Source organism: Agrobacterium sp. NPDC090273 (genome assembly GCF_044772305.1).
In the GTDB taxonomy this organism is placed as follows: Bacteria; Pseudomonadota; Alphaproteobacteria; order Rhizobiales; family Rhizobiaceae; genus Agrobacterium.
The window spans coordinates 119507-141704 of the sequence record NZ_JBIVYN010000005.1; the positions used below are offsets into that span (position 1 = coordinate 119507).

Genomic DNA, 22198 nt, shown 5'->3' on the forward strand with positions numbered 1-22198 from the left:
CCGAAGAGGTGATCCGCCAAAACCCCTTCGGTGATTGACTTTGCTTGCCCTATGCCCTTATAAGCCGCGCACGCTCGGCCTTTGAAAGCTCGCCCAGGCGGGATCAGCCGTGCAAAAAACGAAACGCTCTTGCAAACAGTGCAAATTCAAGAAGGGCCGCACACCGCGGTATTAAATAAATGTCGAAGCGTACCTACCAACCGTCCAAGCTTGTTCGCAAGCGCCGTCACGGCTTCCGCGCCCGCATGGCAACTGCTGGCGGCCGTAAAGTTCTCGCAGCCCGCCGTGCGCGTGGCCGCGCGCGTCTGTCGGCTTAATTGCCGCCCTGTGGCCCGATGAAAGTCGCGGGCACATGACGCAAAGTAAAAAGAGACCCGACCGGTTGAAAAACCGGTCGGATTTCCTTGCCGTTCAGGCGGGAGAAAAAAGGCGCGGCAGTATCTTCCTCATGGAAGTGCTCAATCGCCAATCCCCGGAGACCGACCCACGCGTCGGCTTTACCGTGACGAAAAGGCAGGGAAACGCGGTCGAGCGAAATCGCATGCGCCGCCGCCTGAAAGAGGCCGTGAGGCTTTCTGCCGGATTCGCAATGAAGCCCGGCCATGATTATGTGATTGTCGCCCGCCGGGATGTTCTTGATGTAACCTTCCCGAAACTCCAGTCGCTCCTGATCGAGCGGATTGAAGGAACGGCGAAACCGAAACGGTCCCAGGAGACCCGCTCCAGGAAAGAATGATGGAAAAGAACCGCAATTACTTCATCGCGATAGCCCTTTCGGTTGTCATCGTCCTTGCCTGGCAATTCCTTTACATGAACCCACGCATTGAGCAGCAGCGCCGCGCCGAAGAGGCTCGCCAGGCGCAGCAGCAGACAACGCAGCAAAGTGCACAGCAGACCGGTACGCAGACCGCGCCTGCCCAGGGTACTCTGCCTGGTTCCGCCGCTCAGCCGGCTGCAACCGCGACCCGCGAAGAATCTCTTGCCAAGAACCAGCGCGTCACGATCGACACCAATGCTGTTTCCGGCTCGATCAACCTGACGGGCGCACGCTTCGACGACATCCGGCTCAAGGAATACCATGAGACCGTAGATGACTCGAGCCCGATCATCACGCTCTTCTCCCCATCCGACTCCAAGGACGGTTACTTCGCCGAGCTCGGCTATATCGCCGGTACGGCGATTGGCTCGGTGCCTGGACCGGCGACGGTCTGGACGCTTTCCAGCGGCGACAAACTGACCGAAACCACGCCTGTTACCCTGACCTACACAAACGACAAGGGCGTTGTGTTCTCGCGCACCATCTCGATCGATGAGCATTACATGATCACGGTCGCCGACAAGGTCGAGAACCCGGGCCAGGAAGCTGTTTCCTTTGCCACCTACGGCCGCGTTACACGCAACAACAAGCCTGCGACACCGTCCGTGTTCGTTATTCACGAAGGCTTTCTCGGCGTCTCCGGCGCCGACGGCAGCCTGACGGAAGAAAAATACAAGGACGTCGAAGAAGCGCCTGTTACGGTTGCCAAGGCAACTGGCGGCTGGCTCGGCATCACCGACAAGTACTGGGCGGCAGCGATCGTTCCGCCGCAGACGACGCCGTTCGAAGCGCGTTATTCGCATTTCACCGACGGCCAGCCGCGTTACCAGGCTGACTTCAAGGCCGACACTCTGACGGTCGAGCCCGGCCAGTCGATCGAAATGAAGAGCCTCGTTTTCGCTGGCGCCAAGGAAGTGCCGTTGGTTGACCGTTACGAGTCGCAGTATGCCATTCCGAAGTTCGACCTCCTGATCGACTGGGGCTGGTTCTACTTCATCACCAAGCCAATGTTCAAAATGATGGACTTCTTCTTCCGTTATTTTGGCAACTTCGGCGTCGCCATCCTGCTCACCACCATTGTCGTGAAGCTTCTGTTCTTCCCGCTGGCAAGCAAGCAGTACGCTTCCATGGCCAACATGAAGCGCGTTCAGCCGAAGATGGAAGAGTTGAAAGCCAAGCATGGCGATGACCGCATGGCCATGCAGCAGGCGATGATGCAGCTCTACAAGGAAGAGAAGATCAACCCGGTTGCCGGCTGCTGGCCGATGCTTCTGCAGATCCCGGTCTTCTTTGCGCTCTACAAGGTCATCTACGTCACCATCGAAATGCGCCATGCGCCGTTCTTTGGCTGGATTCACGACCTTTCCGCGCCCGATCCGACTTCGCTCTTCAACCTCTTCGGATTGCTGCCTTACGACGTTCCGCACTTCCTGATGATCGGTGTATGGCCGCTTATCATGGGCATCACCATGTTCGTTCAGATGCGCATGAACCCGACGCCGCCAGATCCGACCCAGGCCATGATCTTCACCTGGATGCCACTGGTCTTTACCTTCATGCTGGCTTCCTTCCCTGCAGGTCTCGTCATCTACTGGGCATGGAACAACACGCTGTCGGTTACGCAGCAGGCTGTCATCATGAAGCGCCACGGTGCCAAGATAGAGCTGTTTGACAATCTCAAGGGGTTGTTCAAACGAAAGCCGGTGCAATCGAAATGACGCAGACCGGCGTGGCCAACGAAAAGCCCCTGTTCGGGCGTCCCTGGATTTTCATTCGCGGCGTACCCGCGATGAAATTCCTGCCGCCCGAGGGACCGCCGGAGATTGCCTTTGCAGGCCGCTCCAATGTCGGCAAATCCTCGCTCATCAATGCGTTGGTTGGCCACAAGGGTCTTGCGCGGACGTCGAACACACCGGGCCGCACACAGGAACTGAACTACTTCGTCCCTGAAGGCTATTCCGGCGAAGCTGGCGACCTGCCGCCCATGGCGCTGGTCGACATGCCCGGCTATGGTTACGCACAGGCGCCGAAGGATCAGGTCGACGCCTGGACGAAGCTGGTCTTCGACTATCTGCGCGGCCGCGCGACCCTGAAGCGCGTCTATGTGCTGATCGATTCCCGCCATGGCGTCAAAAAGAACGACGAAGAGGTCCTGAGCCTGCTCGACAAGGCAGCGGTATCCTACCAGATCGTGCTGACCAAGACCGACAAGATCAAGGAAGCCGGTGTTCCGCGTCTCATCAACGAAACGCTGGAAAAAATTCGCAAGCGCCCCGCCGCCTATCCGGAAGTGCTGGCGACCTCATCGGAAAAATCTTCTGGTCTCGATGCGTTGCGCGCCGAGATCGTGAGAACGGTCACTCTCTAAGAAACGCCACGCATCAGGCGATTGAGAAAAGCAGGACGGCGGTCCACAGCATCGCCGTCAGCGCCAACAGGCGCCAGAACCGGACCGAGTTCCAGACCTCAGTCAAAATGGCAGCGAGCATCGCACGCTTGCCGCTTGGCATCCCTCTGGACACAAGCTTTTGCCGAACCGGATCATCCTTCAACAGAACGGCGATCGCGGCTTTTTCCCGATATTCGGTTTCTGCCAGATTTTCCTGCCAGCGTTTGACCATCGCCGCAAATTGACGGTCGCTTCCGACACGTCTTTCGAGTTCCGCCATATCGTCCGGAGGCAAGACGCCCAACACGTATTCGCCAGCGAGAACTTCGTCTCGCAGGCCACTCCGCTTGTCTCGATCCGGGACCGTCATATGTTTTCGAACTCCTCGGTCGTTCAGGCCGCCGCAGCGTCGCGACGGGCAGCGTTATCATGTCGCCCCTCTGAATAACCCCTCCCCTTCCACGGACAAGGCTGGTCCGATTGGCGTTATATGTCAATCATATTACGCGTCGAACCGCAGGCTCGGTCAGAATTTTACGCTCCATCGCCACAATAACGCCCGGCCGTTATTTCATCCGTCAAAAACTTGCTTTAGAGCGTTGAGAGGTTCCAGGTCGTGGTGACGATCTGAAGGCCGCAATCACAGACCGGGGTTTTTTCATGACTGCTTCCGAAAGCGAAACACAGGCGCGGCTGCTTGCACAGGCTTTGCCCTTCATGCAGCGATACGAGAACAAGACCATCGTCGTAAAATATGGCGGCCACGCCATGGGCGACGCCACACTCGGAAAAGCTTTTGCGGAAGATATTGCCTTGCTGAAGCAGTCTGGCGTGAACCCGATCGTTGTTCACGGCGGCGGCCCGCAGATCGGCGCCATGCTGAACAAGATGGGTATCGAATCGAAATTTGAAGGTGGCTTGCGCGTCACCGACGCCAAGACCGTCGAGATCGTCGAGATGGTTCTTGCCGGTTCCATCAACAAGGAGATCGTTGCCCTCATCAACCAGACCGGTGAGTGGGCAATCGGCCTCTGCGGCAAGGACGGCAACATGGTGTTCGCCGAAAAGGCGAAAAAGACGGTGATCGATCCAGATTCCAACATCGAGCGCGTTCTCGATCTCGGTTTCGTTGGTGAAGTCGTCGAAGTCGACCGCACCCTGCTCGACCTTCTGGCAAAATCAGAAATGATCCCTGTCATCGCACCAGTTGCTCCGGGCCGTGACGGCGCGACCTACAACATCAACGCCGACACCTTTGCGGGCGCCATTGCCGGTGCATTGAATGCAACACGTCTGCTGTTCCTCACCGACGTGCCCGGTGTTCTCGACAAGAACAAGGAACTCATCAAGGAACTGACGGTGTCGCAGGCCCGTGCGCTCATCAAGGATGGCACGATTTCCGGTGGCATGATCCCCAAGGTCGAAACCTGCATCGACGCCATCAAGGCGGGCGTCCAGGGTGTAGTCATTCTGAACGGCAAGGCCTCGCACTCCGTTCTGCTGGAAATCTTCACCGAAGGCGGCGCAGGCACGCTCATCGTCCCCTGATAGGGAACGTTCGTTTATTGTTGAGCGCGACGAGATCAGCGCGCGCTTCTACCAGAACAGCAAACCAAGGATGCCTGTGACGATCAACAGGCATCCTCCTGCCTCCATGACATTGATGCGTTCGCGAAACAGGAACCATGACGCCATGAAGGTGAAAACCAGTTCAATCTGGCCCAGCGCACGAACGTAGGCCACCTGTTGCAATGTCATGGCCGTGAACCAGCAGGCCGATCCCAGAACGCCTGCGATCCCGACAAGCGATGATGAGCGCCATGTGACAAGAACCTGCACTATTTCGCCTTTGTCTTTCCACAGCATCCAGACCAGCATGAACGCTGTCTGGAACGTGGTCACGCAGGCAAGCGTAACCGCCGCGGACATGATGGGACCGGCACCCTCGAGAGACAGCGACGCACTTCGATAGGCTACGGCTGAAATGCCGAAAACGCCGCCGGAGGCTATGCCGAGAAGAGCCGTGCGACTGGTCATCGCGACGGCAATGTTGCGCCAGGACAGAGGCATGCGCGCCATGGAAATAATCATCACCCCGATGACGCCAACCACGATAGCGATAACAGATCCCGTCGTCAGCTTCTCACCCAACAGAATGAATCCGAAAAGCGCCGCCTGCACCGGCTCCGTTTTGGAATAGGCCGTGCCGACAGCAAAATTGCGCAGCGAAAAAAGATGCACAAGCATCATGGTCGCAAAGATCTGCGCCAATCCGCCGATAACAGCCCATACGAAAAAACCGATGCTGAAGGTTGGGAACATCTCTCCCAAGCCGAAGCGCAAAAAGACCACATAGAGAATTGCCAGCGGAAAGCCGTAACCAAAGCGGACGAAACTGGCCCCGCGCGTTCCGAGCGACGATTGCAAGTGCTTCTGCAGGGCAGAGCGCAGGTTCTGCATGAAAGCTGCAGCGATGGTGATGGGTATCCAGAGTTCCATGCACAATGCGCTAGCATGCGAGGCAAGGGCACCCAAGGTCGGGAAAGCGGAAATCTGGCCTGCTTTTTTGATTTTCTTTCGGCCCAAGCCGTTGCATAAAACAACGATGGACAAGAATCCGAAAAACCTGCCCGATCTCGCCGATTTCTCCCATGTCACAGAATGGGTCTTCGATCTCGACAACACGCTCTACCCGCATCACATCAATCTGTTTTCACAGATCGATCGCAACATGACCGCTTATGTCGCCGAGTTGCTGCAACTCGACACTGATGAAGCACGTGCCTTGCAGAAGCGGTATTACCACGAGCACGGAACGACACTGCAGGGCCTGATGATCCACTACGGCATCAGCCCGGATGAGTTTCTGGAGCGTGCGCATGCCATCGACTATTCGGCACTACAGCCTCATCCGGAACTCGGCGATGCCATCAAGGCATTGCCCGGTCGCAAGTTCATCCTGACAAATGGCAGCGTCAAGCATGCCCAGGCTGCAGCAGGAGCACTCGGAATCCTCGATAATTTCGAGGATATTTTCGATATCGTCGCGGCGGGATATCTGCCGAAACCCGCCAGCGCTACCTATGAAAAGTTCGCAGCACTCGCAAAGCTCGACACGAAACGCGCGGCCATGTTCGAGGACCTGCCTCGCAATCTCGCCGCCCCGAAAACACTTGGTATGAAAACGGTTCTGCTTGTCCCGTCGAACCTTGAAGGCGTCATCATGGAGCGTTGGGAAATTCCGGCGGAGACCGATGAACACATCGACTACATTACAGACGATCTGACCGGATTTCTGACCGGGCTGACGACGGGCAAACCGGCGCCAGCAAAATAGAGCCGCGTTAAAACATTACGACTTCTTCATCCACCTTACGGATGTTTAAGTGGCAGGCGGGCCAGCCCGCCACTACCTTCTCTTCAGGGACACACCAAAGGAAGACAAGGTTATGACGACATCAAAACGCAACATCACCCTCTCTGCTCTCGGCGCAGCCCTCATTCTCGGTACCGCCGTCACGACGAGTTTTGCCGCTCCCCCCGCTCCGGGCAAAGGCCCCGGTGACCGCATGCCGATCCGCCAGGAAGCGGCCTTCGTTCATCTGCTGAAGGTTGCCGATACCAACAAGGACGGAAAGATCTCCAAGGAAGAGTTCGCCGCCCGCCAGGATGGTCTGTTCGCCGAACTCGACAAGGACAAGGACGGCACCGTCACGCCCAAGGAAATGCGCGAATACCGTCAGGCGAAAATGGAAGCATTCCGCGCCGCACACCCGCGCCCTGAGCGCGAAAACGCCAAAGCGGACGACAAGCGTCCTGAACGCCACGCAGAACGCGAACAAGGTGGTCGTTTCGGCCATCACGGTTGGGGCAAACACGGCGGCAAGGGCGCAGGCTTTGCTCTGATCCGCATGGCAGACACCGACGAAAATGGTCAGCTCAGCAAAACCGAATTCACCGGCGCGGGCGAGAAGATGTTTGAACGTCTCGACCGGAACAAGGACGGCGTCATCTCGATCGACGACATGCCGGACCGCCCGTTCCTCTAAGCCACAGACGACAAAGCCCGCTCACAAGGCGGGCTTTTCAACTTCCGACGGGCCGCCAGAAATCTGAACGTAATCGGTGGTAAAGCGTCTGGCGCTTTAATGCAGGCTGACGGTGGTGAGTTCGTCTTCAGCCGCCTTGAAGAAAGTGCTGGAACGATTGTCGGTCAAAAGGATCGGCGTACCATCCGCGCCAAACAGCGCCCAGAGATCGAGCTGCGGATCAAGATCCGGCGCCTCCGGGAAACAGCGGCTGACGTCTTCAGCCCGAATTTTGCGGATATATCCCACTTCTCCTTCGCCGATATGGGCGAGCTGAGACTGGGTAAGGCGCGCATGCGCTTCTTTCAAAAGCATATTTCAGCCTCCTTTTTCACACCGTACGAAAGTCCGAATCCGGCGTTCACGTTCTACTTTGAGACGGAAATATTAATTTTCTTCACTACGTTGGAGATTTCCGGGCGAACGAGATCAATGAAGAGAAGGCCGTTGCGCAAGCTCGCGTCTTTCACCTGCATACCGTCAGCCAGTACAAAAACGCGCTGGAACTGCCGTGCGGCGATACCGCGATAGAGAAAATCGCGCTTGTCCTTTTCCTGATCCTGTTGTCGACCACGAATGATAAGCTGGTTGTCTGCCGTGCTCACATCGAGATCATCTTCCGAAAAACCAGCAACCGCTATGGTGATGCGCAGGCGTTCCGGTGTCACCTCATTGCCCTGCAGGCGTTCGACATTATAGGGGGGATAGCCGTCGTTGGCTTTTGCCATGCGCTCAAGCGTTTTTTCCATGGCATCGAAACCCAGCAAAAGCGGGTGAGTGAATGGCGTCATGCGGCTCATTTCGATCTGTCCTTGCAACCAAGCGACGTTTTCGGCCCCGAAACCGGCAACCTTGCCGATTGAATTGATCGGCTAAAGCAATATGGGAATGCGAACAGCAAAGCGCAAGACAGCGTGCGCACCCCAAGCATTGAGACTTGACAAGTGCGCGTCTGCCGCTCGACAAAAGCGCCTTACCTCCAAAGGCGGGAAAAATGGCAGAACGCAGAAAAATCATCATAGACACAGACCCTGGTCAGGACGATGCCGCAGCAATCATGCTTGCCTTCGCCAGTCCGGACGAAATCGAAATTCTCGGGCTCTGTGCGGTTGCGGGCAATGTTCCGCTGAAGTTGACCAGTCGCAATATTCGCATCATCTGCGAGTTGTGCAACCGAACCGACATCCCCGTCTACGAAGGCGCGGAAAAGCCGCTGGTGCGCAAGCCGATCACTGCCGAACACGTTCACGGCAATACGGGACTTGATGGTCCGGTTCTCGATGAGCCGACGATGGTTGCACAAACGCAGCACGCCGTCGACTTCATGATCGAAACGCTGCTGCGCGAACCGGCCGGAACCGTGACGCTTTGCACACTGGGCGCTTTGACCAACGTCGCGCTGGCGCTGCAGAAGGCACCGGAAATTGCCGGACGCGTCAAGGAACTGGTGATGATGGGAGGCGGCTTCTTTGAAGGTGGCAACATCACTCCGGCTGCTGAATTCAACATCTACGTCGACCCGCAGGCCGCCGACATCGTCTTCCGCTCAGGCATTCCGATCGTCATGATGCCGCTCGACGTGACACACAAGCTTCTGACGACGAAAGAGCGTGTTGCCCGCATTCGCGATATCGGCACCAAGCCGGCGATTGCCATGGCGGAGATGCTGGAATTCTTCGAGCGTTTCGACGTCGAAAAATATGGTTCTGACGGCGGCCCGTTGCACGACCCAAGCGTCATTGCCTACCTTCTGAAACCTGAATTGTTCCAGGGGCGTGACTGCAATGTGGAGATCGAGGTCAACTCCGAGCTCACCATGGGCATGACGGTTGTTGACTGGTGGCGGGTGACCGAACGTGAGCCCAATGCTCTGGTAATCCGCAATGTCGATTCCGATGGATTCTTCGAGTTGTTGACCGAGCGTTTCGCGCGCCTCTAACCAGCTTTGGTAAAAAACAAAAAGGCCGCCGAGAATCTCGGCGGCCTTTTCTAAATGAAAAGGCGGTTCAGAATTCCGTCCAGTCGTCCTGAGCAAGCGCATTTGCACCATGTGTCTGTGGACGGGCACGAGGGGTAGCGCGGGTCTGCACCGCGACAGGCGCCGCAGGCGTCCGCATGACGGCCGCAACATTTCGCAGCTGCTGGCCGGATCGGCTGCCGGAGACTTCAAAACCTGCAACCAGGGTTTTCAGGCTCTCCGCCTCGCCATTCAGCGTGACGCTCGCTGCCGTGGTCTCTTCCACCATGGCCGCGTTTTGCTGAGTGACCTGATCCATCTGGTTGACGGCTGCGTTGATCTCCTTGAGGCCAACGGCCTGTTCGCTCGCAGAGGCGGAAATCTGCCGGATCAGATGATTGATCTGCATGACCTGATCGGCAATCTTCTTCATCGTCTCGCCAGCGCGACCAACGAGTTCCACGCCTTCACCGACCTGCGTCGACGAGGTATTGATGAGCGCCTTGATTTCCTTGGCGGCCGTCGCGGAACGTTGCGCCAGTTCACGCACTTCCTGCGCAACAACGGCGAAGCCCTTGCCCGCCTCACCGGCACGCGCCGCTTCCACGCCCGCATTCAGAGCCAGAAGGTTGGTCTGGAATGCGATCTCATCGATGACACCGATGATGCGGGAAATTTCCTGCGAAGACTGGGCGATGCCTTCCATGGAATTGACCGCCTGCTGTACGACGGCACCGGATTTACCGGCATCGTCACAGGCATGGCTGACCGCACCTGCGGCCTGCGCGGCGTTTTCGGCGCTGGAATTGACCTGAGCCGTCAACTCGTTGAGGGCAGCGGCGGTCTCTTCAAGGCTTGCAGCCTGCTGTTCTGTGCGATGCGACAGATCGCTTGCGGCGCGGGTGATCTCGCCTGTGCCATTTCCGATACTGACGACCGTTGCGTTGACCGTCGCAACCGTTTCCTCGAGGCTTGCGAGCGCGGAATTGAAGTCACTGCGCAGCTTCTCGTATTCGCCGGGAAACTCTTCCTTGATGCGATAGGTAAGATTGCCGTTGGAAAGCGCATTGAGGCCGGAACCCAGGACCGCAACGATGTGCTGCTGCATCCGATTGTTCTCATTGCGCTCCATCTCGGACCGCTGGCGCTCGGATTCCGCATTCCCCCGCTGTGTCGCCGCTTCTGCCTCGACTTCGCGGATTCCGGCAAGTTTGGCCCGGAACCCTTCCAGCGCAGATGCGACGGCGCCCGTCTCGTCGGTACGTTCCTGACCTGACACAGGAACGCCATAACGACCCTCGCTCAGTGTTTTGACATCGGAGACAAGAGCGGCAAGTGGATTTCGGACGAAGTGGCGGACAGCAAAGTAGAGCGCCATGATGACGGCAGCGAGGATAACGAGCGCACCGACAATCATCATGTAAGTCTGCTCATGCACCGGGGCGTTGAGAGCCTGATGGGGAACATCCACCAGAACGACCCAGGTGGCATTGAGCCCCGGCACCGCAAACGGATAGACGAGACGGTTGTAGGGTGTATCGGTATCGAGGCCCAGATTCTCAATCAGCCCCTGCTTGCCGGAAGTGATGGCGGCCTGAACAGTGCTTGCCCCTTCGCCGTCATAGGCCTTCATGTTCAGCTCCGGCGTCGGTGGCACGAGCCACTGTCCACCTTGAGAAACGAGGGTCACACGACCGGTTTCAAACGGGCGCAATGCGCCAAGCTTCTGTGAGAGGGACGAGAGCGAAATATCGACACCCGCAACGCCGATCATCTTGCCACCGGACATGACCGGATAGGCAAGCGAGGTCATGGTTGTGGGGACATCCGTACCTTCGGCCAGATAAGGCTGCGTAATCGCGCCTTTTCCAGTCTTGGCGACGAGCGAATACCACTCCGCCGTATAGTCGTTCTTGAATGTAGAGAACTGGATTTCCCCCTTCTGTGTCTTCGACCAGTAGGGAGCAAAGGCGCCATTTTCGTTGGTGCCGAGTTCAGGTCTGTTGGCAATCTCGGTCGTCTGGCCGTCAAACAGGCCAATCTGCTCGCAGAACCAGCTTCCGAATGCGAAAGCGTTCTGCTCGACATTCGCCTTGAGCACATTGACGATGCCCGGACGATCCATCGACTTGGCTTCGTGAGCTCTGCCGATTACGCCCGCCATGGAGCGGGCAGCACTTCCCAATTCGCCGACGTCGGCCGCGATGACGCTTGCAATCGCCCGCGCCTCGGTATTGGCCTGATCCATCGTCAGGGAGTGGACGCGATCACTGGTCTGGGAAATGAGGAAGGAATTGGATGCGACCAGAACAGCGGTTATTGCACAGCCAGTCACAAGGATCAGCTTGGTCGCAAGCGACCTCACTTTGAAATTGAGCATTTTGGCCTCGATCAAATCGCCAGCCCTGAGACGCCGGCGTCAACGGATTGCTTCTCTCCGTCATGGAGGCCTGCCCAAACGGACAGTGCGCTGCAACGCGACGGGGCAACTCTAGTCGGTGTTTGCTAATGAACCGCTAAAAATTGCCATGCCGCGTTAACACGCTGTCAATGCTCGTAGTGCTCCGCAACGATCTTCCAAGCGTCATCCGCCGTCTCTGCGAAGTGCAGAAGCTCCATGTCCTCAGGGGAAATGGTGCCGAAATCAGCAAGGAACTCGAAGTTGATGAGCGTACGCCAGAACTTCTCACCGAACAGGATCAGCGGGATCGGCGCCATGCGCTTGGTCTGGATGAGAGTGATCGTCTCGAAGAGTTCGTCGAGCGTACCAAAGCCGCCTGGGAAGATGACCACAGCTTTTGCCCGCATGAGGAAGTGCATCTTGCGGATGGCGAAATAGTGGAAGTTGAAGCTGAGGTCCGGCGACACATAGGCGTTTGGCGCCTGCTCATGTGGAAGAACGATGTTCAGGCCGATGGAGGGGCCACCGACATCCGCAGCGCCACGATTGCCGGCTTCCATCACGCCGGGCCCACCACCCGTCACGACGACATATTCGCGGTGGCCGGACTTTTCGCCGTAACTGGTGCAGATCTGGGCGAACTTTCGTGCCTCGTCGTAATAGACGGACGCCTCTTCCAGGTTGCGCTTCTGAGTCTCGTTGCGTGCCGCCCAGGCATCGTTTCCCGGTGCTGGAATACGTGCGCCGCCGAACATGACCACCGTGGAGGTGATGCCGCGTTCAGTCAGGGCCATCTCTGTTTTCAGAAGTTCAAGCTGAAGCCTTACCGGGCGTAATTCTTCGCGGCAGAGAAAATCCATGTCCGCGTAGGCCAGACGATAGGACGGCGAATCCGACTGTGGTGTCTTGGGCGTCACCTCGGCCTGCTGCTTGTCCGCGTCACTGCGCTTCAGGGGGTCCCATGCCCCATCTTTACGCCGCAACTTGCCGTTTTTCAGTCTTGCCATTTCCGTGCCTTTCGTCTCACGCGCCAAATCACGTTGACGCCCTTAAAACACTCCCTTAGAGCAAATGACCATAGCCTTCCAGCGGCGCGGGCCTTATCCGCGACCAACGACCACAAGCGACCTTAAGGAATTCCTATGAGCCTTGCCGATCTCACCTCACTCGAAACCATCATCGAAAGCGCATTCGACAACCGCGACAGTGTGAACGTATCGACCAAAGGCGAAATCCGCGATGCAGTTGAGACGTCACTCCTGCTTCTCGACGGCGGTAAGGCACGCGTTGCCGAAAAGCAGGCCGATGGAAACTGGAAGGTCAACCAGTGGCTGAAGAAGGCCGTTCTGCTTTCCTTCCGTCTGAACGACATGGAAATCGTTACCGGTGGCCCGGGCGAATCGACCTGGTGGGACAAGGTACCGTCGAAGTTCGAGAACTGGGGCGAAAACCAGTTTCGCGCCGCAGGTTTCCGCGCCGTACCGAACGCCGTCGTGCGCCGTTCCGCCTATGTTGCCAAGAACGTTGTTCTGATGCCATCCTTCGTCAACCTCGGCGCCTATGTCGATGAGGGCACGATGGTCGACACATGGGCGACAGTTGGCTCCTGTGCACAGATCGGCAAGAACGTTCACCTCTCGGGTGGCGTCGGCATCGGCGGCGTTCTGGAGCCGCTTCAGGCCGGTCCGACCATCATCGAAGACAATTGCTTCATCGGCGCCCGTTCGGAAGTCGTCGAGGGCTGCATCGTCCGTGAAGGCGCTGTGCTCGGCATGGGCGTGTTCATCGGCAAGTCGACGAAGATCGTCGACCGTGCGACCGGTGAAATCACCTATGGCGAAGTGCCGCCCTACTCCGTCGTCGTCGCTGGCACCATGCCGGGCAAGCCTTTCCCGAACGGCGAGCCGGGCCCGAGCCTCTATTGCGCCGTCATCGTCAAGCGCGTCGATGAAAAGACCCGCTCCAAGACCGGCATCAACGAACTGCTGCGCGACTGATACGAAGTAGAACCGACATGAACGCCACCGATCCCGTTGCCAATCTCGCCGCCCTCATCCGTTGCCCTTCGGTAACGCCCGCAGAGGGCGGTGCGCTCTCACTGCTCGACACGCTGCTTTCGCCACTCGGCTTCAAGGTGGATCGTGTCATGGCGACGGAAGCCGGGACGCCGGACGTTGAAAACCTCTATGCCCGGCTCGGTACCGACGGTCCGCATCTGATGTTTGCAGGCCACACGGACGTTGTCCCCGTTGGCGACGAAGCGGCATGGAGCCACCCTCCCTTTGCCGCCGAGATTGCCGACGGTGAAATGTTCGGGCGCGGTGCGGTGGACATGAAAGGTGGCATAGCCTGCTTTGTGGCGGCGATTGCACGCCATATCGAAAAACACGGGGCTCCAAAGGGCTCCGTGTCTTTCCTGATTACCGGAGACGAAGAAGGCCCTTCGATCAATGGCACGTCGAAACTTCTCGAATGGGCCGCAGCCAAAGGCGAACGCTGGGATGCCTGCGTGGTTGGCGAACCAACCAATCCCGACCAGCTTGGCGACATGATCAAGATCGGCCGGCGTGGTTCGCTTTCGGGCCGTATCACCGTTCATGGTGTGCAGGGCCATGCCGCCTACCCGCATCTGGCCGACAACCCCATTCGCGGGCTGCTGCAACTGACGCAGGCCCTGATGTATCCGCCCTTCGATCACGGAACGGACAATTTCCAGCCCTCCAATCTGGAGGTAACTACCGTCGACACCGGGAATGCCGTCACGAATGTCATTCCAGCAAAGGCGACGGCAGCATTCAACATCCGTTTCAACGATACCTGGACTGCTGAAACCCTGCGGGCGGAAATCCGCCGTCGCCTTGATGCTGCAGCAGCCGAGGGGCAGTTACGGCCCGACCGTTCGCCGGTGAAATACGACATCGTCTGGGCGGATCGTCCCAGCCATGTGTTCCTGACCCGCAACAACGCGCTGATTTCGTCACTCTCTGGCGCCGTGGCGGAGGTCACCGGCAACGAACCGACGCTGTCGACGACAGGTGGCACCTCTGACGCGCGTTTCATCAAGGATTATTGCCCAGTGGTCGAGTTTGGCCTGGTTGGGCAGACCATGCATATGGTCGACGAACGTGTTGCCGTTGCCGATCTGGAAACGCTGACGCGGATCTACGAAACCTTCATCGAACGCTGGTTCGCCCATGCCGACGGCAAGTGAGATAAGCCTTTATATTCGAGGATTGTGGCTGCTGCTGCTCGGCAACCACGAAGGTGCGCGCTATCTCGACCTGACGGATCGCGGCATGGCCCGTTCTTTCTATTCCGCTCTCTGGTGCCTGCCGGCCATGCTGATTTCCTGGCTATGGCTGCGGGCAGCTTTTCTCGCCGGGTACCCGCCCGGCACGGGAACAGGCGCGCTGTTCTTCGTTCGACTGGCTCTGGTGGAGGCGATCTGCTGGATCGTGCCACTGCTTCTGATCGGAGCGTTGCTGTTGATCTTCGGAGCCCGGGAGAAGTTTCCGCCGCTGGTGGTGACAGTCAACTGGCTGTCTGTTCCGTTTTCCTACGCCTACGCGGCGTTGATCCTGATTGCGTTCTTCATCCCAGCGCTACAGGGCGTTATTGCGGTTCTGTGGCTGGCGCTTCTCTTGTCGCTGGTTTTTGCATTTTCGCGGATCGTGAAGTTCTTTATCCGCGACCAACCCCTGCTGGTCTCAGCCATCGTCATGACGTTGCTTGTGCCAGGAATGCTGTTGTCCGAAGCATTGCAACGCTTTCTCGGCGTTTATCCGAGCTGAGATCATTCGCCGTCGTCGATTGCTTCAGCTTCAGATCGGCGGCGCGGCGGAATCACATCGGGATAGTCCACCTGCATGAAGTAAAGTCCGTCAGGAGGAGCCACGGGTCCGCAAGCCTTGCGGTCGCGCGCCTCAAGGGCTGAACGGACGTCTTCCGGCGTCATCGTCCCCTCGCCGGCCAGTTTCAGCGTGCCTGCAAACGACCTGATCTGATTGTGCAGGAAACTCTGCGCCGTCGCGCGTATTTCGATGAGATCGCCATTGCGCGTGACATCCAGACGATCAAGCGTTCTGACCGGACTGTTCGCCTGACAATGTGCTGAGCGGAAAGTGGTAAAATCGTGCCTGCCGACGAGCATCTGCGCCGCCGCATGCATACGTTCGTGATCGAGGTCTTTCGGTACCCACCAGGCGCGCTTGTGTTCCAGCGCAAGCGGGGCTTTCCGCGAAATGATGCGATAGACATAGTGCCGACGAACGGCGGAAAAACGGGCGTCGAAATCCTCGGTCACTTCCATCACATCGAGAACCGACACCGCCTCGTTTGCCATCGAAAGATGCGCGTTCAGTGCATTGCGGAGCTTGTAGGGCTGCCATTCACGTGACAGATCGACATGGATGACCTGCCCCATGGCGTGGACGCCAGAATCCGTACGACCTGCACCACGCACGGACACTTTTTCGCCGGTCAACGACAGGATTGCCCCTTCCAGGGCTCCCTGCGCAGATTGGCCATTGTCCTGCCGCTGCCAGCCGACATAGGGCGTGCCGTCATATTCGACGGTCATCCGGAAACGCGGCATCAGTTAAGCCTCGTCCCGGCAGAAACCGGGGTTCCACGCAGGAAGTCAGACGCCGACATCGGCTTTCCGCCAGCCTTCTGCAGGCGCACCAACCGGACCGCGCCACTGCCACAGGCGACGGTCAGGGCGTCATCCAGTGCCGAGCCAGCTTCTCCCATGCCTGATGCCTGTTCGCTGGCGAGAACCTTGACGCGCTCCGCCTTGCCGCCGATCTGCATTTCAAACCACGCGCCAGGAAACGGTGAGAGGCCGCGTATGTGGCTATGAACATCTTCCGATGGCCGCGAGAAGTCGATGCGGGTTTCCCCCTTGTCGATCTTCGATGCGTAGAGAACACCGTCTTCCGCCTGCGGCGTCAGCGGCAGTTCGCTGGCTTCCAGCTTTTCCATAGCCTGCGCCATAAGACGCGCACCCGCCAGCATCAAACTGTCGTGCAATTCACCTGCGGTCGTGTTTTCACCGATGGCTACTTTTGCCGTCAAGGCAACCGGGCCAGTATCGAGCCCCTTTTCCATTTGCATGACCATCATGCCGGTTTCGGCATCGCCCGCCATGATTGCGCGCTGGATGGGGGCAGCACCGCGCCAACGCGGCAGGAGCGAGGCGTGACCATTGTAACAGCCCAACCGGGTACCGCTCAGGATCGCCTCTGGCAGCAGCAGCCCATAGGCAACCACCACCGCGACATCAGCCTGAAAATCTCGGAACTGCTGACGGTCTTCTTCTGCCTTGAAGTTCAAGGGCGTCAGGACGGGCAATCCAAGCAGTTCAGCGGCCTGGTGCACCGGCGATTTCTGAAGATCAAGGCCACGGCGACCGCCGGGGCGCGGCGGTTGCGTGTAGACGGCAACGACCTCATGACCGGCATCCACCAACGACCGCAAAGTCGGCACGGAAAATTCCGGCGTTCCCATGAAGATGATGCGTAGAGCCATGATCGCCCCCTGCCCGCAATCGTTGCTGCGATGTCCGGCGAAAAGCCGGGATCACACCTTGGCGCGAGCCAGTTTCGTGAATTTCTTGATAACCATGTCGCGTTTCAGGCGCGAAATATGATCGATGAAGAGGACGCCGTTCAGGTGATCGATCTCATGCTGCAGGCAGGTCGCCAGAAGACCATCGGCCTCGACCGTCTGCTGCTTGCCATCGCGATCGACATATTGAACCGTCAAGGCAGCGGGGCGCTCGACCTCGGCATAGTAATCCGGGATAGAGAGGCAGCCCTCTTCGTAGGTCGAAATGTCGTCGGAAACCTTGAGGATCTCAGGGTTGATGAAAACGATCGGCTTTTTTTCTTCGTCTTCACGCGAAACGTCGATTACCAGCATGCGCCGCGCCACGCCGACCTGAATGGCCGCGAGGCCAATGCCCGGCGCATCATACATGGTTTCCAGCATGTCGTCGGCAAGGCGCAACACGTCGCTGTCCACCTGTTCGATGGGCGTCGACTGCTGGCGCAACACGGGATCTGGCAAAATGATAAGTGGTTTGATGCTCATGGCTTCCCATAACGTATCTCGTGCGCAGAGGAAATAAAAAACACGCCATTTCATTACCAGCCGCGACGACCGGCAGACTCATTTTCGCCGCAGGAATGTTCTTGTTTTGATCTTACGAATCACAAGAAACCTGCTAGATTTGGTTATGAACCTCGATCTTTCCGTTCTACTCGCCCCAGCGTTGCGTGCCGGTTCCGTCGATATCAGCTTCGGCGCCCTGCTTGTCGTGCTGGTGCTGGGGCTGGCAATGTTCTGGCTGCTGTCTTCCGGCCGTCGACAAGGAACGTCGCAGAATGACGAGATTTCTCACCTCCTGAAAACGCAGGCGGAGCTGCACGGACGCATCGCAGCCATGGGCGAAACACTGGGTGCGCGACAGAATGAAATGAGCCAGACGCTAAACCAGCGGCTGGACGGCATGTCGCAACGGCTTGGTGACACTCTGACCGAGCAAACCAAGTCCACCCATGAAAACCTGAGCCGCCTGCAGGAACGACTGGCCGTAATCGATGCCGCGCAGGGCAATATCCAGGATCTCGCGAAGGACGTGATCGGACTTCAGGCGATCCTTTCCAACAAACAGACTCGCGGCGCTTTCGGACAGGCACGCATGGAAGCCTTGATTGCCGATGCGCTTCCGGATGGGTCCTACCAGTTACAACCGACGCTATCCAACGGTTACCGGCCGGACTGCACCATCAAGATGCCGAATAACGCGCCACCTCTGGTGATCGACGCAAAGTTTCCACTTGAAGCATGGAACGCCATCAAGGCCGATGAATCTCCCGATGCCAAGCGTCTGGCCACCCAGCAGTTTCGCCGCGATATGGAAGTACATATCCGCGATGTGGCCGAGAAATATCTCATTCGGGGAGAAACCCAGGATACGGCGTTTATTTTCGTGCCCTCGGAATCGATCTTTGCGGATATCCACCAGCATTTCGAATATCTGGTGCAGCGTGCCCATCGCTCACGCGTCGTGATCGTGTCGCCGTCCCTGCTGATGTTGTCGGTTCAGGTCATTCAGTCCGTGCTGAAGGATCAGCGCATGCGCGAGCAAGCACATCTCATTCAGGGTGAAGTCGCACTTTTGATGGATGACGTGCGGCGTCTGGATGACCGTACGCGCAAGCTGCAGGCGCATTTCGGGCTAGCCCAAAAAGACATCGACATGATGCTAATATCCTCGGACAAGGTTCTGGCGCGCGGCCAGAAAATTGAAGGGTTGGATTTTTCCCCGAAGGAGAAGGAAATATCGCGGCCCGAAACTGAGCCGCGTCGTTTCGTTGAAAACAGAGCGGGGATGACCAAGCTTAGGGTAGTTGACGACGAGTGACCGTCTCGGGCAAAGTCGCCGCCTTGCTTGATTTTCACACGGACATGCCCCGATGATTACTGTTTTCGGCTCCATCAACATGGACCTCGTCGCCACTGCAAAACGCCTGCCAAAACCGGGCGAAACCGTAACCGGCGAGAGCTTCTCGACAGCCGCAGGCGGCAAGGGTGCCAATCAGGCACTGGCAGCGCGAAGGGCCGGTGCCAGCGTGAAGATGGCGGGCGCGACCGGCGACGATACCTTCTCGGCACCTGCATTAGCCTTGCTACATGATGCCGGTACCGACCTGTCTCTGGTCAAGACAGTTGCGACCCCCACCGGCACAGCCGTGATCCTGATCGGCGAAGGCGGAGAGAACATGATTTCGGTCATTCCCGCCGCCAATGGCGAAGTTTCAGAAGCCGATGCTGCCAGAACTGTTTCCGAGATGTCCGCAGGCGATATTCTGATGTTGCAGTTTGAAATCCCCGCTCCCGCGATCGAGGCTGCACTTAAGGCCGCCAAGACAAAGCGCATCACCACCGTTATCAACACCGCGCCTTTGACAAAGGATGCGCCGCGGATCGCGCGTTTGGCTGATATCCTGATTGCCAATGAAACCGAGTTCGAGTTGTTAATCGGGAAAAATGGTCTTTCCACCAGCGAGCGCGAAGACGAGTTGAAGGCCTTGCATGCCGAGACCGGCCAGACGTTGATCGTTACTCTCGGTGCGGACGGCGTGATCGCCATGCGTAACGGTAAGGTTTTCAGGGCCGCCGGTCTGAAGATCGAGCCGGTCGACACGGTCGGTGCGGGCGACACGTTCTGCGGATATCTTGCCGCCAGCCTCGATCAGGGGCTCGACTTCGAGAAAGCCCTCAAGCGTGCCGCCGTGGCAGGCTCACTCGCTTGCACACGTGCAGGTGCGCAGCCGTCCATCCCCAATGCTCGGGACGTAGACGCCCAAGTCTGATGATTGGCAATCAGGTCCGGATGAATGTGAGATAGGCCGAGCTTCGGCCTTCTCTTTTCGCCTTGTTCTCGTAACGCGTGCCCGGCCAGTTGGTGTAAGGCGTACGCCAGTCATCGGCACTTTTCGCAGTCCACTCAAAACCGCCGTGCCGGGCGCAATGCTGAAGCGTCCAGTTTATGTAGGTGTCGATATCCGACGCGAAGCAGAATTTACCGCCCGGCTTCAAGACACGGTGGAAGCGGGCCAGATTGACGTCGGACACAAAGCGGCGTTTCCAGTGCTTCTTCTTCGGCCAGGGATCGGGATAGAGCAGATCGATATGATCGATGGAGGCCTCCGGCAACCAGTCGAGCAATTGCGTCGCGTCATCATCGTACAAACGGATATTCATCAGTTCGCGTTCGCGAACACTGCCCAACAGCTTGGCCATGGAGTTGACGAAGGGTTCGACGCCAATAAAACCGGTTTCCGGGTTTTCGACAGCCCGGTGAACCAGATGTTCACCGCCACCGAAACCGATCTCGAGGCGGATCGACTTCACGTCAGCCGGAAAAAGCGCAGCCAGATTTTGCGGCGGCTGGCTTCCCAGATCGATCTTCAGCAATGGCAGCAGGTTTTCGATCGTGTCGACCTGCTGGTTCCGCAATGGCTTGCCTTTACGTCTGCCAAAAAACGCTTCCGTTGCACGCGAGCGCCGCTCTTCCGTCATGTCATACTCTCAAGAACAAATAGATTTAACCCGCACAACGCCTGTTGGTGGCGCTGTGCGGGTTACAAAACTGCTGACGGTATCTCTCAAACACCGCCGAATGACAAGGCTTATGCTGCCAAAGCTTCCTTGAGCGGCTTCACGAGGTCAAGCTTCTCCCAGGAGAAGGAACCGTCGCGGCCAGCCTTGCGGCCGAAGTGACCATAGGAAGATGTCTTGGCGTAGATCGGCTTGTTCAGATCGAGATGACGACGAATGCCCGATGGCGACAGGTCCATGACCTTGCGAATTGCCGCTTCGACCTGATCTTCGTTGACCTTGCCGGTGCCATGCAGATCAACATAGATCGACAGCGGCTGGGCGATACCGATCGCGTAGGAAATCTGGATCGTGCAACGGTCGGCAAGACCGGCAGCAACGACGTTCTTGGCGAGATAACGCGCTGCGTAAGCTGCCGAACGGTCAACCTTCGTCGTATCCTTGCCAGAGAATGCACCGCCGCCGTGCGGAGCTGCGCCGCCGTAGGTGTCGACGATGATCTTGCGACCGGTCAGACCTGCGTCGCCATCCGGGCCGCCGATCACGAACTTGCCGGTCGGGTTGATGTACCACTGGCAATCGTCAGCGATCTTCAGGTCGCCAAGGGCTTCACGGATATAGGGTTCGACAACAGCACGAACCTTCTTGGAGTCCCAGCTTGCATCAAGGTGCTGCGTCGACAGCACGATGGACACTGCCTCTGCCGCCTTGCCGTCAACGTAACGAACCGTGACCTGGCTCTTGGCGTCTGGGCCGAGTTTTGCAGCATCTCCCTCACCCGTTTTACGCGCTGTTGCGAGAAGCTGCAGGATACGATGCGAGTAGTAGATCGGCGCCGGCATCAGATCCGGCGTTTCGCGGCAGGCGTAACCGAACATGATGCCCTGGTCGCCAGCGCCCTCGTCGCCCTGCTTGTCAGATGCGTTATCAACGCCCTGCGCGATATCCGCCGACTGCGGGTGCAACAGCACATCGATCTTTGCCGTCTTCCAGTGGAAGCCGTCCTGCTCATAGCCGATATCACGGATGGCCTTGCGGGCCGCAGATTTGAACTTCGAAGGATTGATGACAGGATGACCGGATGCGTCCTTGAGGACATTGCCTTCCTTGTCTTTTTTCAACAGGGTGTCCGGCACGCGCACTTCACCCGCGATAACGACGCGATTGGTCGTCGCGAGCGTTTCACACGCGATGCGCACGGTCCAGGGATCGACGCCGGTCTTGGCCGCTTCGCGATAAATCAGATCGACAATTTCATCGGAAATACGGTCACAAACCTTGTCCGGATGACCTTCGGCCACGGACTCGCTGGTGAACAGATAATTGGCACGCATGCGGGATTCCCCTCAAAGAACGGTCTTCGTGTGTGTTAGTCATTTCAGCCCAAAAAGACAAGGACACAACCACATAAATATAT

The 22198-nt window shown here is 57.8% G+C and carries 24 protein-coding genes; 13 read left to right on the forward strand and 11 right to left on the reverse strand.

Features of this window, described 5'->3' with window-relative positions:
- Positions 1 to 179 precede the first annotated feature (179 nt).
- From rpmH to yihA, 4 genes are read left to right on the forward strand one after another with little or no spacing between them, the layout of a single operon-like run.
- On the forward strand, positions 180 to 317 hold the full coding sequence (gene rpmH, locus ACIQT8_RS14875; RefSeq protein WP_003493611.1) for a 50S ribosomal protein L34: 138 nt from the start codon (positions 180 to 182) through the stop codon (positions 315 to 317).
- Positions 318 to 352: 35 nt separating this feature from the next.
- Positions 353 to 736, forward strand: coding sequence for a ribonuclease P protein component (gene rnpA, locus ACIQT8_RS14880; RefSeq protein ID WP_400966572.1), 384 nt, complete (start codon positions 353 to 355; stop codon positions 734 to 736).
- Positions 736 to 2535 (forward strand): membrane protein insertase YidC, encoded by a 1800-nt coding sequence (gene yidC, locus ACIQT8_RS14885; protein ID WP_400967159.1) that lies wholly within the window; start codon positions 736 to 738, stop codon positions 2533 to 2535. Before rnpA ends, yidC begins: the two co-directional genes overlap by 1 nt.
- Positions 2532 to 3185 (forward strand): ribosome biogenesis GTP-binding protein YihA/YsxC, encoded by a 654-nt coding sequence (yihA, locus tag ACIQT8_RS14890; RefSeq protein ID WP_138794414.1) that lies wholly within the window; start codon positions 2532 to 2534, stop codon positions 3183 to 3185. The genes yidC and yihA overlap by 4 nt, the downstream gene beginning before the upstream one ends.
- A gap of 13 nt (positions 3186 to 3198) precedes the next feature.
- On the opposite strand, the gene ACIQT8_RS14895 is transcribed toward yihA, so the two are convergent.
- The gene (locus ACIQT8_RS14895; RefSeq protein ID WP_400966576.1) at positions 3199 to 3576 is read right to left on the reverse strand and encodes a hypothetical protein; all 378 of its coding nucleotides are present in this window, start codon (positions 3574 to 3576) and stop codon (positions 3199 to 3201) included.
- Positions 3577 to 3866: 290 nt separating this feature from the next.
- Here ACIQT8_RS14895 and argB point away from each other — a divergent pair, with 290 nt between their 5' ends.
- Positions 3867 to 4754, forward strand: a complete 888-nt coding sequence (gene argB, locus ACIQT8_RS14900; protein WP_262524080.1) for an acetylglutamate kinase — start codon at positions 3867 to 3869, stop codon at positions 4752 to 4754.
- Between the two features lie 48 nt (positions 4755 to 4802).
- On the opposite strand, the gene ACIQT8_RS14905 is transcribed toward argB, so the two are convergent.
- Positions 4803 to 5705 (reverse strand): EamA family transporter, encoded by a 903-nt coding sequence (locus tag ACIQT8_RS14905; RefSeq protein WP_400966579.1) that lies wholly within the window; start codon positions 5703 to 5705, stop codon positions 4803 to 4805.
- A 106-nt stretch (positions 5706 to 5811) separates the two neighbouring features.
- On the opposite strand from ACIQT8_RS14905, the gene ACIQT8_RS14910 reads away from it, so the two are divergent.
- A complete protein-coding gene (locus ACIQT8_RS14910; protein ID WP_400966582.1) occupies positions 5812 to 6543 on the forward strand; it encodes a pyrimidine 5'-nucleotidase in 732 nt (243 codons plus the stop codon).
- A 112-nt stretch (positions 6544 to 6655) separates the two neighbouring features.
- Positions 6656 to 7255: an EF-hand domain-containing protein gene (locus ACIQT8_RS14915; protein ID WP_138794409.1), complete on the forward strand. Its 600-nt coding sequence runs from the start codon at positions 6656 to 6658 to the stop codon at positions 7253 to 7255.
- Between the two features lie 96 nt (positions 7256 to 7351).
- Here the strand turns inward: ACIQT8_RS14915 and ACIQT8_RS14920 are convergent, their stop codons facing one another.
- A complete protein-coding gene (locus ACIQT8_RS14920; protein WP_138794408.1) occupies positions 7352 to 7609 on the reverse strand; it encodes a DUF1150 family protein in 258 nt (85 codons plus the stop codon).
- Positions 7610 to 7662: 53 nt separating this feature from the next.
- The gene (locus ACIQT8_RS14925; protein WP_138794407.1) at positions 7663 to 8094 is read right to left on the reverse strand and encodes an Hsp20 family protein; all 432 of its coding nucleotides are present in this window, start codon (positions 8092 to 8094) and stop codon (positions 7663 to 7665) included.
- 194 nt (positions 8095 to 8288) lie between these two features.
- Here ACIQT8_RS14925 and ACIQT8_RS14930 point away from each other — a divergent pair, with 194 nt between their 5' ends.
- The gene (locus ACIQT8_RS14930; RefSeq protein ID WP_400966587.1) at positions 8289 to 9233 is read left to right on the forward strand and encodes a nucleoside hydrolase; all 945 of its coding nucleotides are present in this window, start codon (positions 8289 to 8291) and stop codon (positions 9231 to 9233) included.
- A gap of 67 nt (positions 9234 to 9300) precedes the next feature.
- Here ACIQT8_RS14930 and ACIQT8_RS14935 read toward each other — a convergent pair whose 3' ends face one another.
- Both ACIQT8_RS14935 and ACIQT8_RS14940 read right to left on the reverse strand, forming a co-directional pair.
- The gene (locus ACIQT8_RS14935) at positions 9301 to 11631 is read right to left on the reverse strand and encodes a methyl-accepting chemotaxis protein (RefSeq protein ID WP_400966590.1); all 2331 of its coding nucleotides are present in this window, start codon (positions 11629 to 11631) and stop codon (positions 9301 to 9303) included.
- A 167-nt stretch (positions 11632 to 11798) separates the two neighbouring features.
- On the reverse strand, positions 11799 to 12659 hold the full coding sequence (locus tag ACIQT8_RS14940) for an LOG family protein (protein ID WP_138794404.1): 861 nt from the start codon (positions 12657 to 12659) through the stop codon (positions 11799 to 11801).
- Between the two features lie 135 nt (positions 12660 to 12794).
- Here ACIQT8_RS14940 and dapD point away from each other — a divergent pair, with 135 nt between their 5' ends.
- Genes dapD through ACIQT8_RS14955 form a run of 3 tightly spaced genes read left to right on the forward strand, consistent with a single transcriptional unit; the run spans position 12795 to position 15443 of the window.
- Entirely contained in the window at positions 12795 to 13649 is an 855-nt protein-coding gene (gene dapD, locus ACIQT8_RS14945; RefSeq protein WP_138794403.1) for a 2,3,4,5-tetrahydropyridine-2,6-dicarboxylate N-succinyltransferase, read from the forward strand.
- A gap of 17 nt (positions 13650 to 13666) precedes the next feature.
- The gene (gene dapE, locus ACIQT8_RS14950; protein ID WP_400966595.1) at positions 13667 to 14863 is read left to right on the forward strand and encodes a succinyl-diaminopimelate desuccinylase; all 1197 of its coding nucleotides are present in this window, start codon (positions 13667 to 13669) and stop codon (positions 14861 to 14863) included.
- Positions 14847 to 15443 (forward strand): hypothetical protein, encoded by a 597-nt coding sequence (locus ACIQT8_RS14955; RefSeq protein WP_138794401.1) that lies wholly within the window; start codon positions 14847 to 14849, stop codon positions 15441 to 15443. The genes dapE and ACIQT8_RS14955 overlap by 17 nt, the downstream gene beginning before the upstream one ends.
- A gap of 2 nt (positions 15444 to 15445) precedes the next feature.
- Here ACIQT8_RS14955 and truA read toward each other — a convergent pair whose 3' ends face one another.
- Genes truA through def form a run of 3 tightly spaced genes read right to left on the reverse strand, consistent with a single transcriptional unit; the run spans position 15446 to position 17745 of the window.
- Positions 15446 to 16246, reverse strand: a complete 801-nt coding sequence (gene truA, locus ACIQT8_RS14960; RefSeq protein WP_400966598.1) for a tRNA pseudouridine(38-40) synthase TruA — start codon at positions 16244 to 16246, stop codon at positions 15446 to 15448.
- On the reverse strand, positions 16246 to 17181 hold the full coding sequence (gene fmt, locus ACIQT8_RS14965; protein ID WP_400966601.1) for a methionyl-tRNA formyltransferase: 936 nt from the start codon (positions 17179 to 17181) through the stop codon (positions 16246 to 16248). The genes truA and fmt overlap by 1 nt, the downstream gene beginning before the upstream one ends.
- A 51-nt stretch (positions 17182 to 17232) precedes the next feature.
- Complete coding sequence (gene def / locus ACIQT8_RS14970) at positions 17233 to 17745, reverse strand: peptide deformylase (protein WP_400966604.1); 513 nt, start codon at positions 17743 to 17745, stop codon at positions 17233 to 17235.
- 145 nt (positions 17746 to 17890) lie between these two features.
- Between def and ACIQT8_RS14975 the strand changes: the two genes are divergently transcribed.
- Together ACIQT8_RS14975 and ACIQT8_RS14980 are read left to right on the forward strand one after the other, a co-directional pair.
- On the forward strand, positions 17891 to 19081 hold the full coding sequence (locus ACIQT8_RS14975; protein ID WP_400966607.1) for a DNA recombination protein RmuC: 1191 nt from the start codon (positions 17891 to 17893) through the stop codon (positions 19079 to 19081).
- A gap of 52 nt (positions 19082 to 19133) precedes the next feature.
- Positions 19134 to 20033, forward strand: a complete 900-nt coding sequence (locus ACIQT8_RS14980) for a ribokinase (RefSeq protein WP_400966610.1) — start codon at positions 19134 to 19136, stop codon at positions 20031 to 20033.
- Positions 20034 to 20043: 10 nt separating this feature from the next.
- On the opposite strand, the gene trmB is transcribed toward ACIQT8_RS14980, so the two are convergent.
- Both trmB and metK read right to left on the reverse strand, forming a co-directional pair.
- Positions 20044 to 20742 carry a tRNA (guanosine(46)-N7)-methyltransferase TrmB gene (gene trmB, locus ACIQT8_RS14985; RefSeq protein ID WP_262524048.1) on the reverse strand — a complete coding sequence of 233 codons (699 nt, stop codon included), beginning with the start codon at positions 20740 to 20742 and terminating at the stop codon, positions 20044 to 20046.
- 110 nt (positions 20743 to 20852) lie between these two features.
- Entirely contained in the window at positions 20853 to 22115 is a 1263-nt protein-coding gene (gene metK, locus ACIQT8_RS14990; RefSeq protein WP_262524045.1) for a methionine adenosyltransferase, read from the reverse strand.
- Positions 22116 to 22198: the final 83 nt, after the last annotated feature.

Coding starts and splice junctions, on each gene's coding strand:
- rpmH (WP_003493611.1), top strand. CDS start 180: ATGTCGAAGCGTACCTACCAACCGTCCAAGCTTGTTCGCAAGCGCCGT.
- rnpA (WP_400966572.1), top strand. CDS start 353: ATGACGCAAAGTAAAAAGAGACCCGACCGGTTGAAAAACCGGTCGGAT.
- yidC (WP_400967159.1), top strand. CDS start 736: ATGGAAAAGAACCGCAATTACTTCATCGCGATAGCCCTTTCGGTTGTC.
- yihA (WP_138794414.1), top strand. CDS start 2,532: ATGACGCAGACCGGCGTGGCCAACGAAAAGCCCCTGTTCGGGCGTCCC.
- ACIQT8_RS14895 (WP_400966576.1), bottom strand. CDS start 3,576: ATGACGGTCCCGGATCGAGACAAGCGGAGTGGCCTGCGAGACGAAGTT.
- argB (WP_262524080.1), top strand. CDS start 3,867: ATGACTGCTTCCGAAAGCGAAACACAGGCGCGGCTGCTTGCACAGGCT.
- ACIQT8_RS14905 (WP_400966579.1), bottom strand. CDS start 5,705: ATGGAACTCTGGATACCCATCACCATCGCTGCAGCTTTCATGCAGAAC.
- ACIQT8_RS14910 (WP_400966582.1), top strand. CDS start 5,812: ATGGACAAGAATCCGAAAAACCTGCCCGATCTCGCCGATTTCTCCCAT.
- ACIQT8_RS14915 (WP_138794409.1), top strand. CDS start 6,656: ATGACGACATCAAAACGCAACATCACCCTCTCTGCTCTCGGCGCAGCC.
- ACIQT8_RS14920 (WP_138794408.1), bottom strand. CDS start 7,609: ATGCTTTTGAAAGAAGCGCATGCGCGCCTTACCCAGTCTCAGCTCGCC.
- ACIQT8_RS14925 (WP_138794407.1), bottom strand. CDS start 8,094: ATGAGCCGCATGACGCCATTCACTCACCCGCTTTTGCTGGGTTTCGAT.
- ACIQT8_RS14930 (WP_400966587.1), top strand. CDS start 8,289: ATGGCAGAACGCAGAAAAATCATCATAGACACAGACCCTGGTCAGGAC.
- ACIQT8_RS14935 (WP_400966590.1), bottom strand. CDS start 11,631: ATGCTCAATTTCAAAGTGAGGTCGCTTGCGACCAAGCTGATCCTTGTG.
- ACIQT8_RS14940 (WP_138794404.1), bottom strand. CDS start 12,659: ATGGCAAGACTGAAAAACGGCAAGTTGCGGCGTAAAGATGGGGCATGG.
- dapD (WP_138794403.1), top strand. CDS start 12,795: ATGAGCCTTGCCGATCTCACCTCACTCGAAACCATCATCGAAAGCGCA.
- dapE (WP_400966595.1), top strand. CDS start 13,667: ATGAACGCCACCGATCCCGTTGCCAATCTCGCCGCCCTCATCCGTTGC.
- ACIQT8_RS14955 (WP_138794401.1), top strand. CDS start 14,847: ATGCCGACGGCAAGTGAGATAAGCCTTTATATTCGAGGATTGTGGCTG.
- truA (WP_400966598.1), bottom strand. CDS start 16,246: ATGCCGCGTTTCCGGATGACCGTCGAATATGACGGCACGCCCTATGTC.
- fmt (WP_400966601.1), bottom strand. CDS start 17,181: ATGGCTCTACGCATCATCTTCATGGGAACGCCGGAATTTTCCGTGCCG.
- def (WP_400966604.1), bottom strand. CDS start 17,745: ATGAGCATCAAACCACTTATCATTTTGCCAGATCCCGTGTTGCGCCAG.
- ACIQT8_RS14975 (WP_400966607.1), top strand. CDS start 17,891: ATGAACCTCGATCTTTCCGTTCTACTCGCCCCAGCGTTGCGTGCCGGT.
- ACIQT8_RS14980 (WP_400966610.1), top strand. CDS start 19,134: ATGATTACTGTTTTCGGCTCCATCAACATGGACCTCGTCGCCACTGCA.
- trmB (WP_262524048.1), bottom strand. CDS start 20,742: ATGACGGAAGAGCGGCGCTCGCGTGCAACGGAAGCGTTTTTTGGCAGA.
- metK (WP_262524045.1), bottom strand. CDS start 22,115: ATGCGTGCCAATTATCTGTTCACCAGCGAGTCCGTGGCCGAAGGTCAT.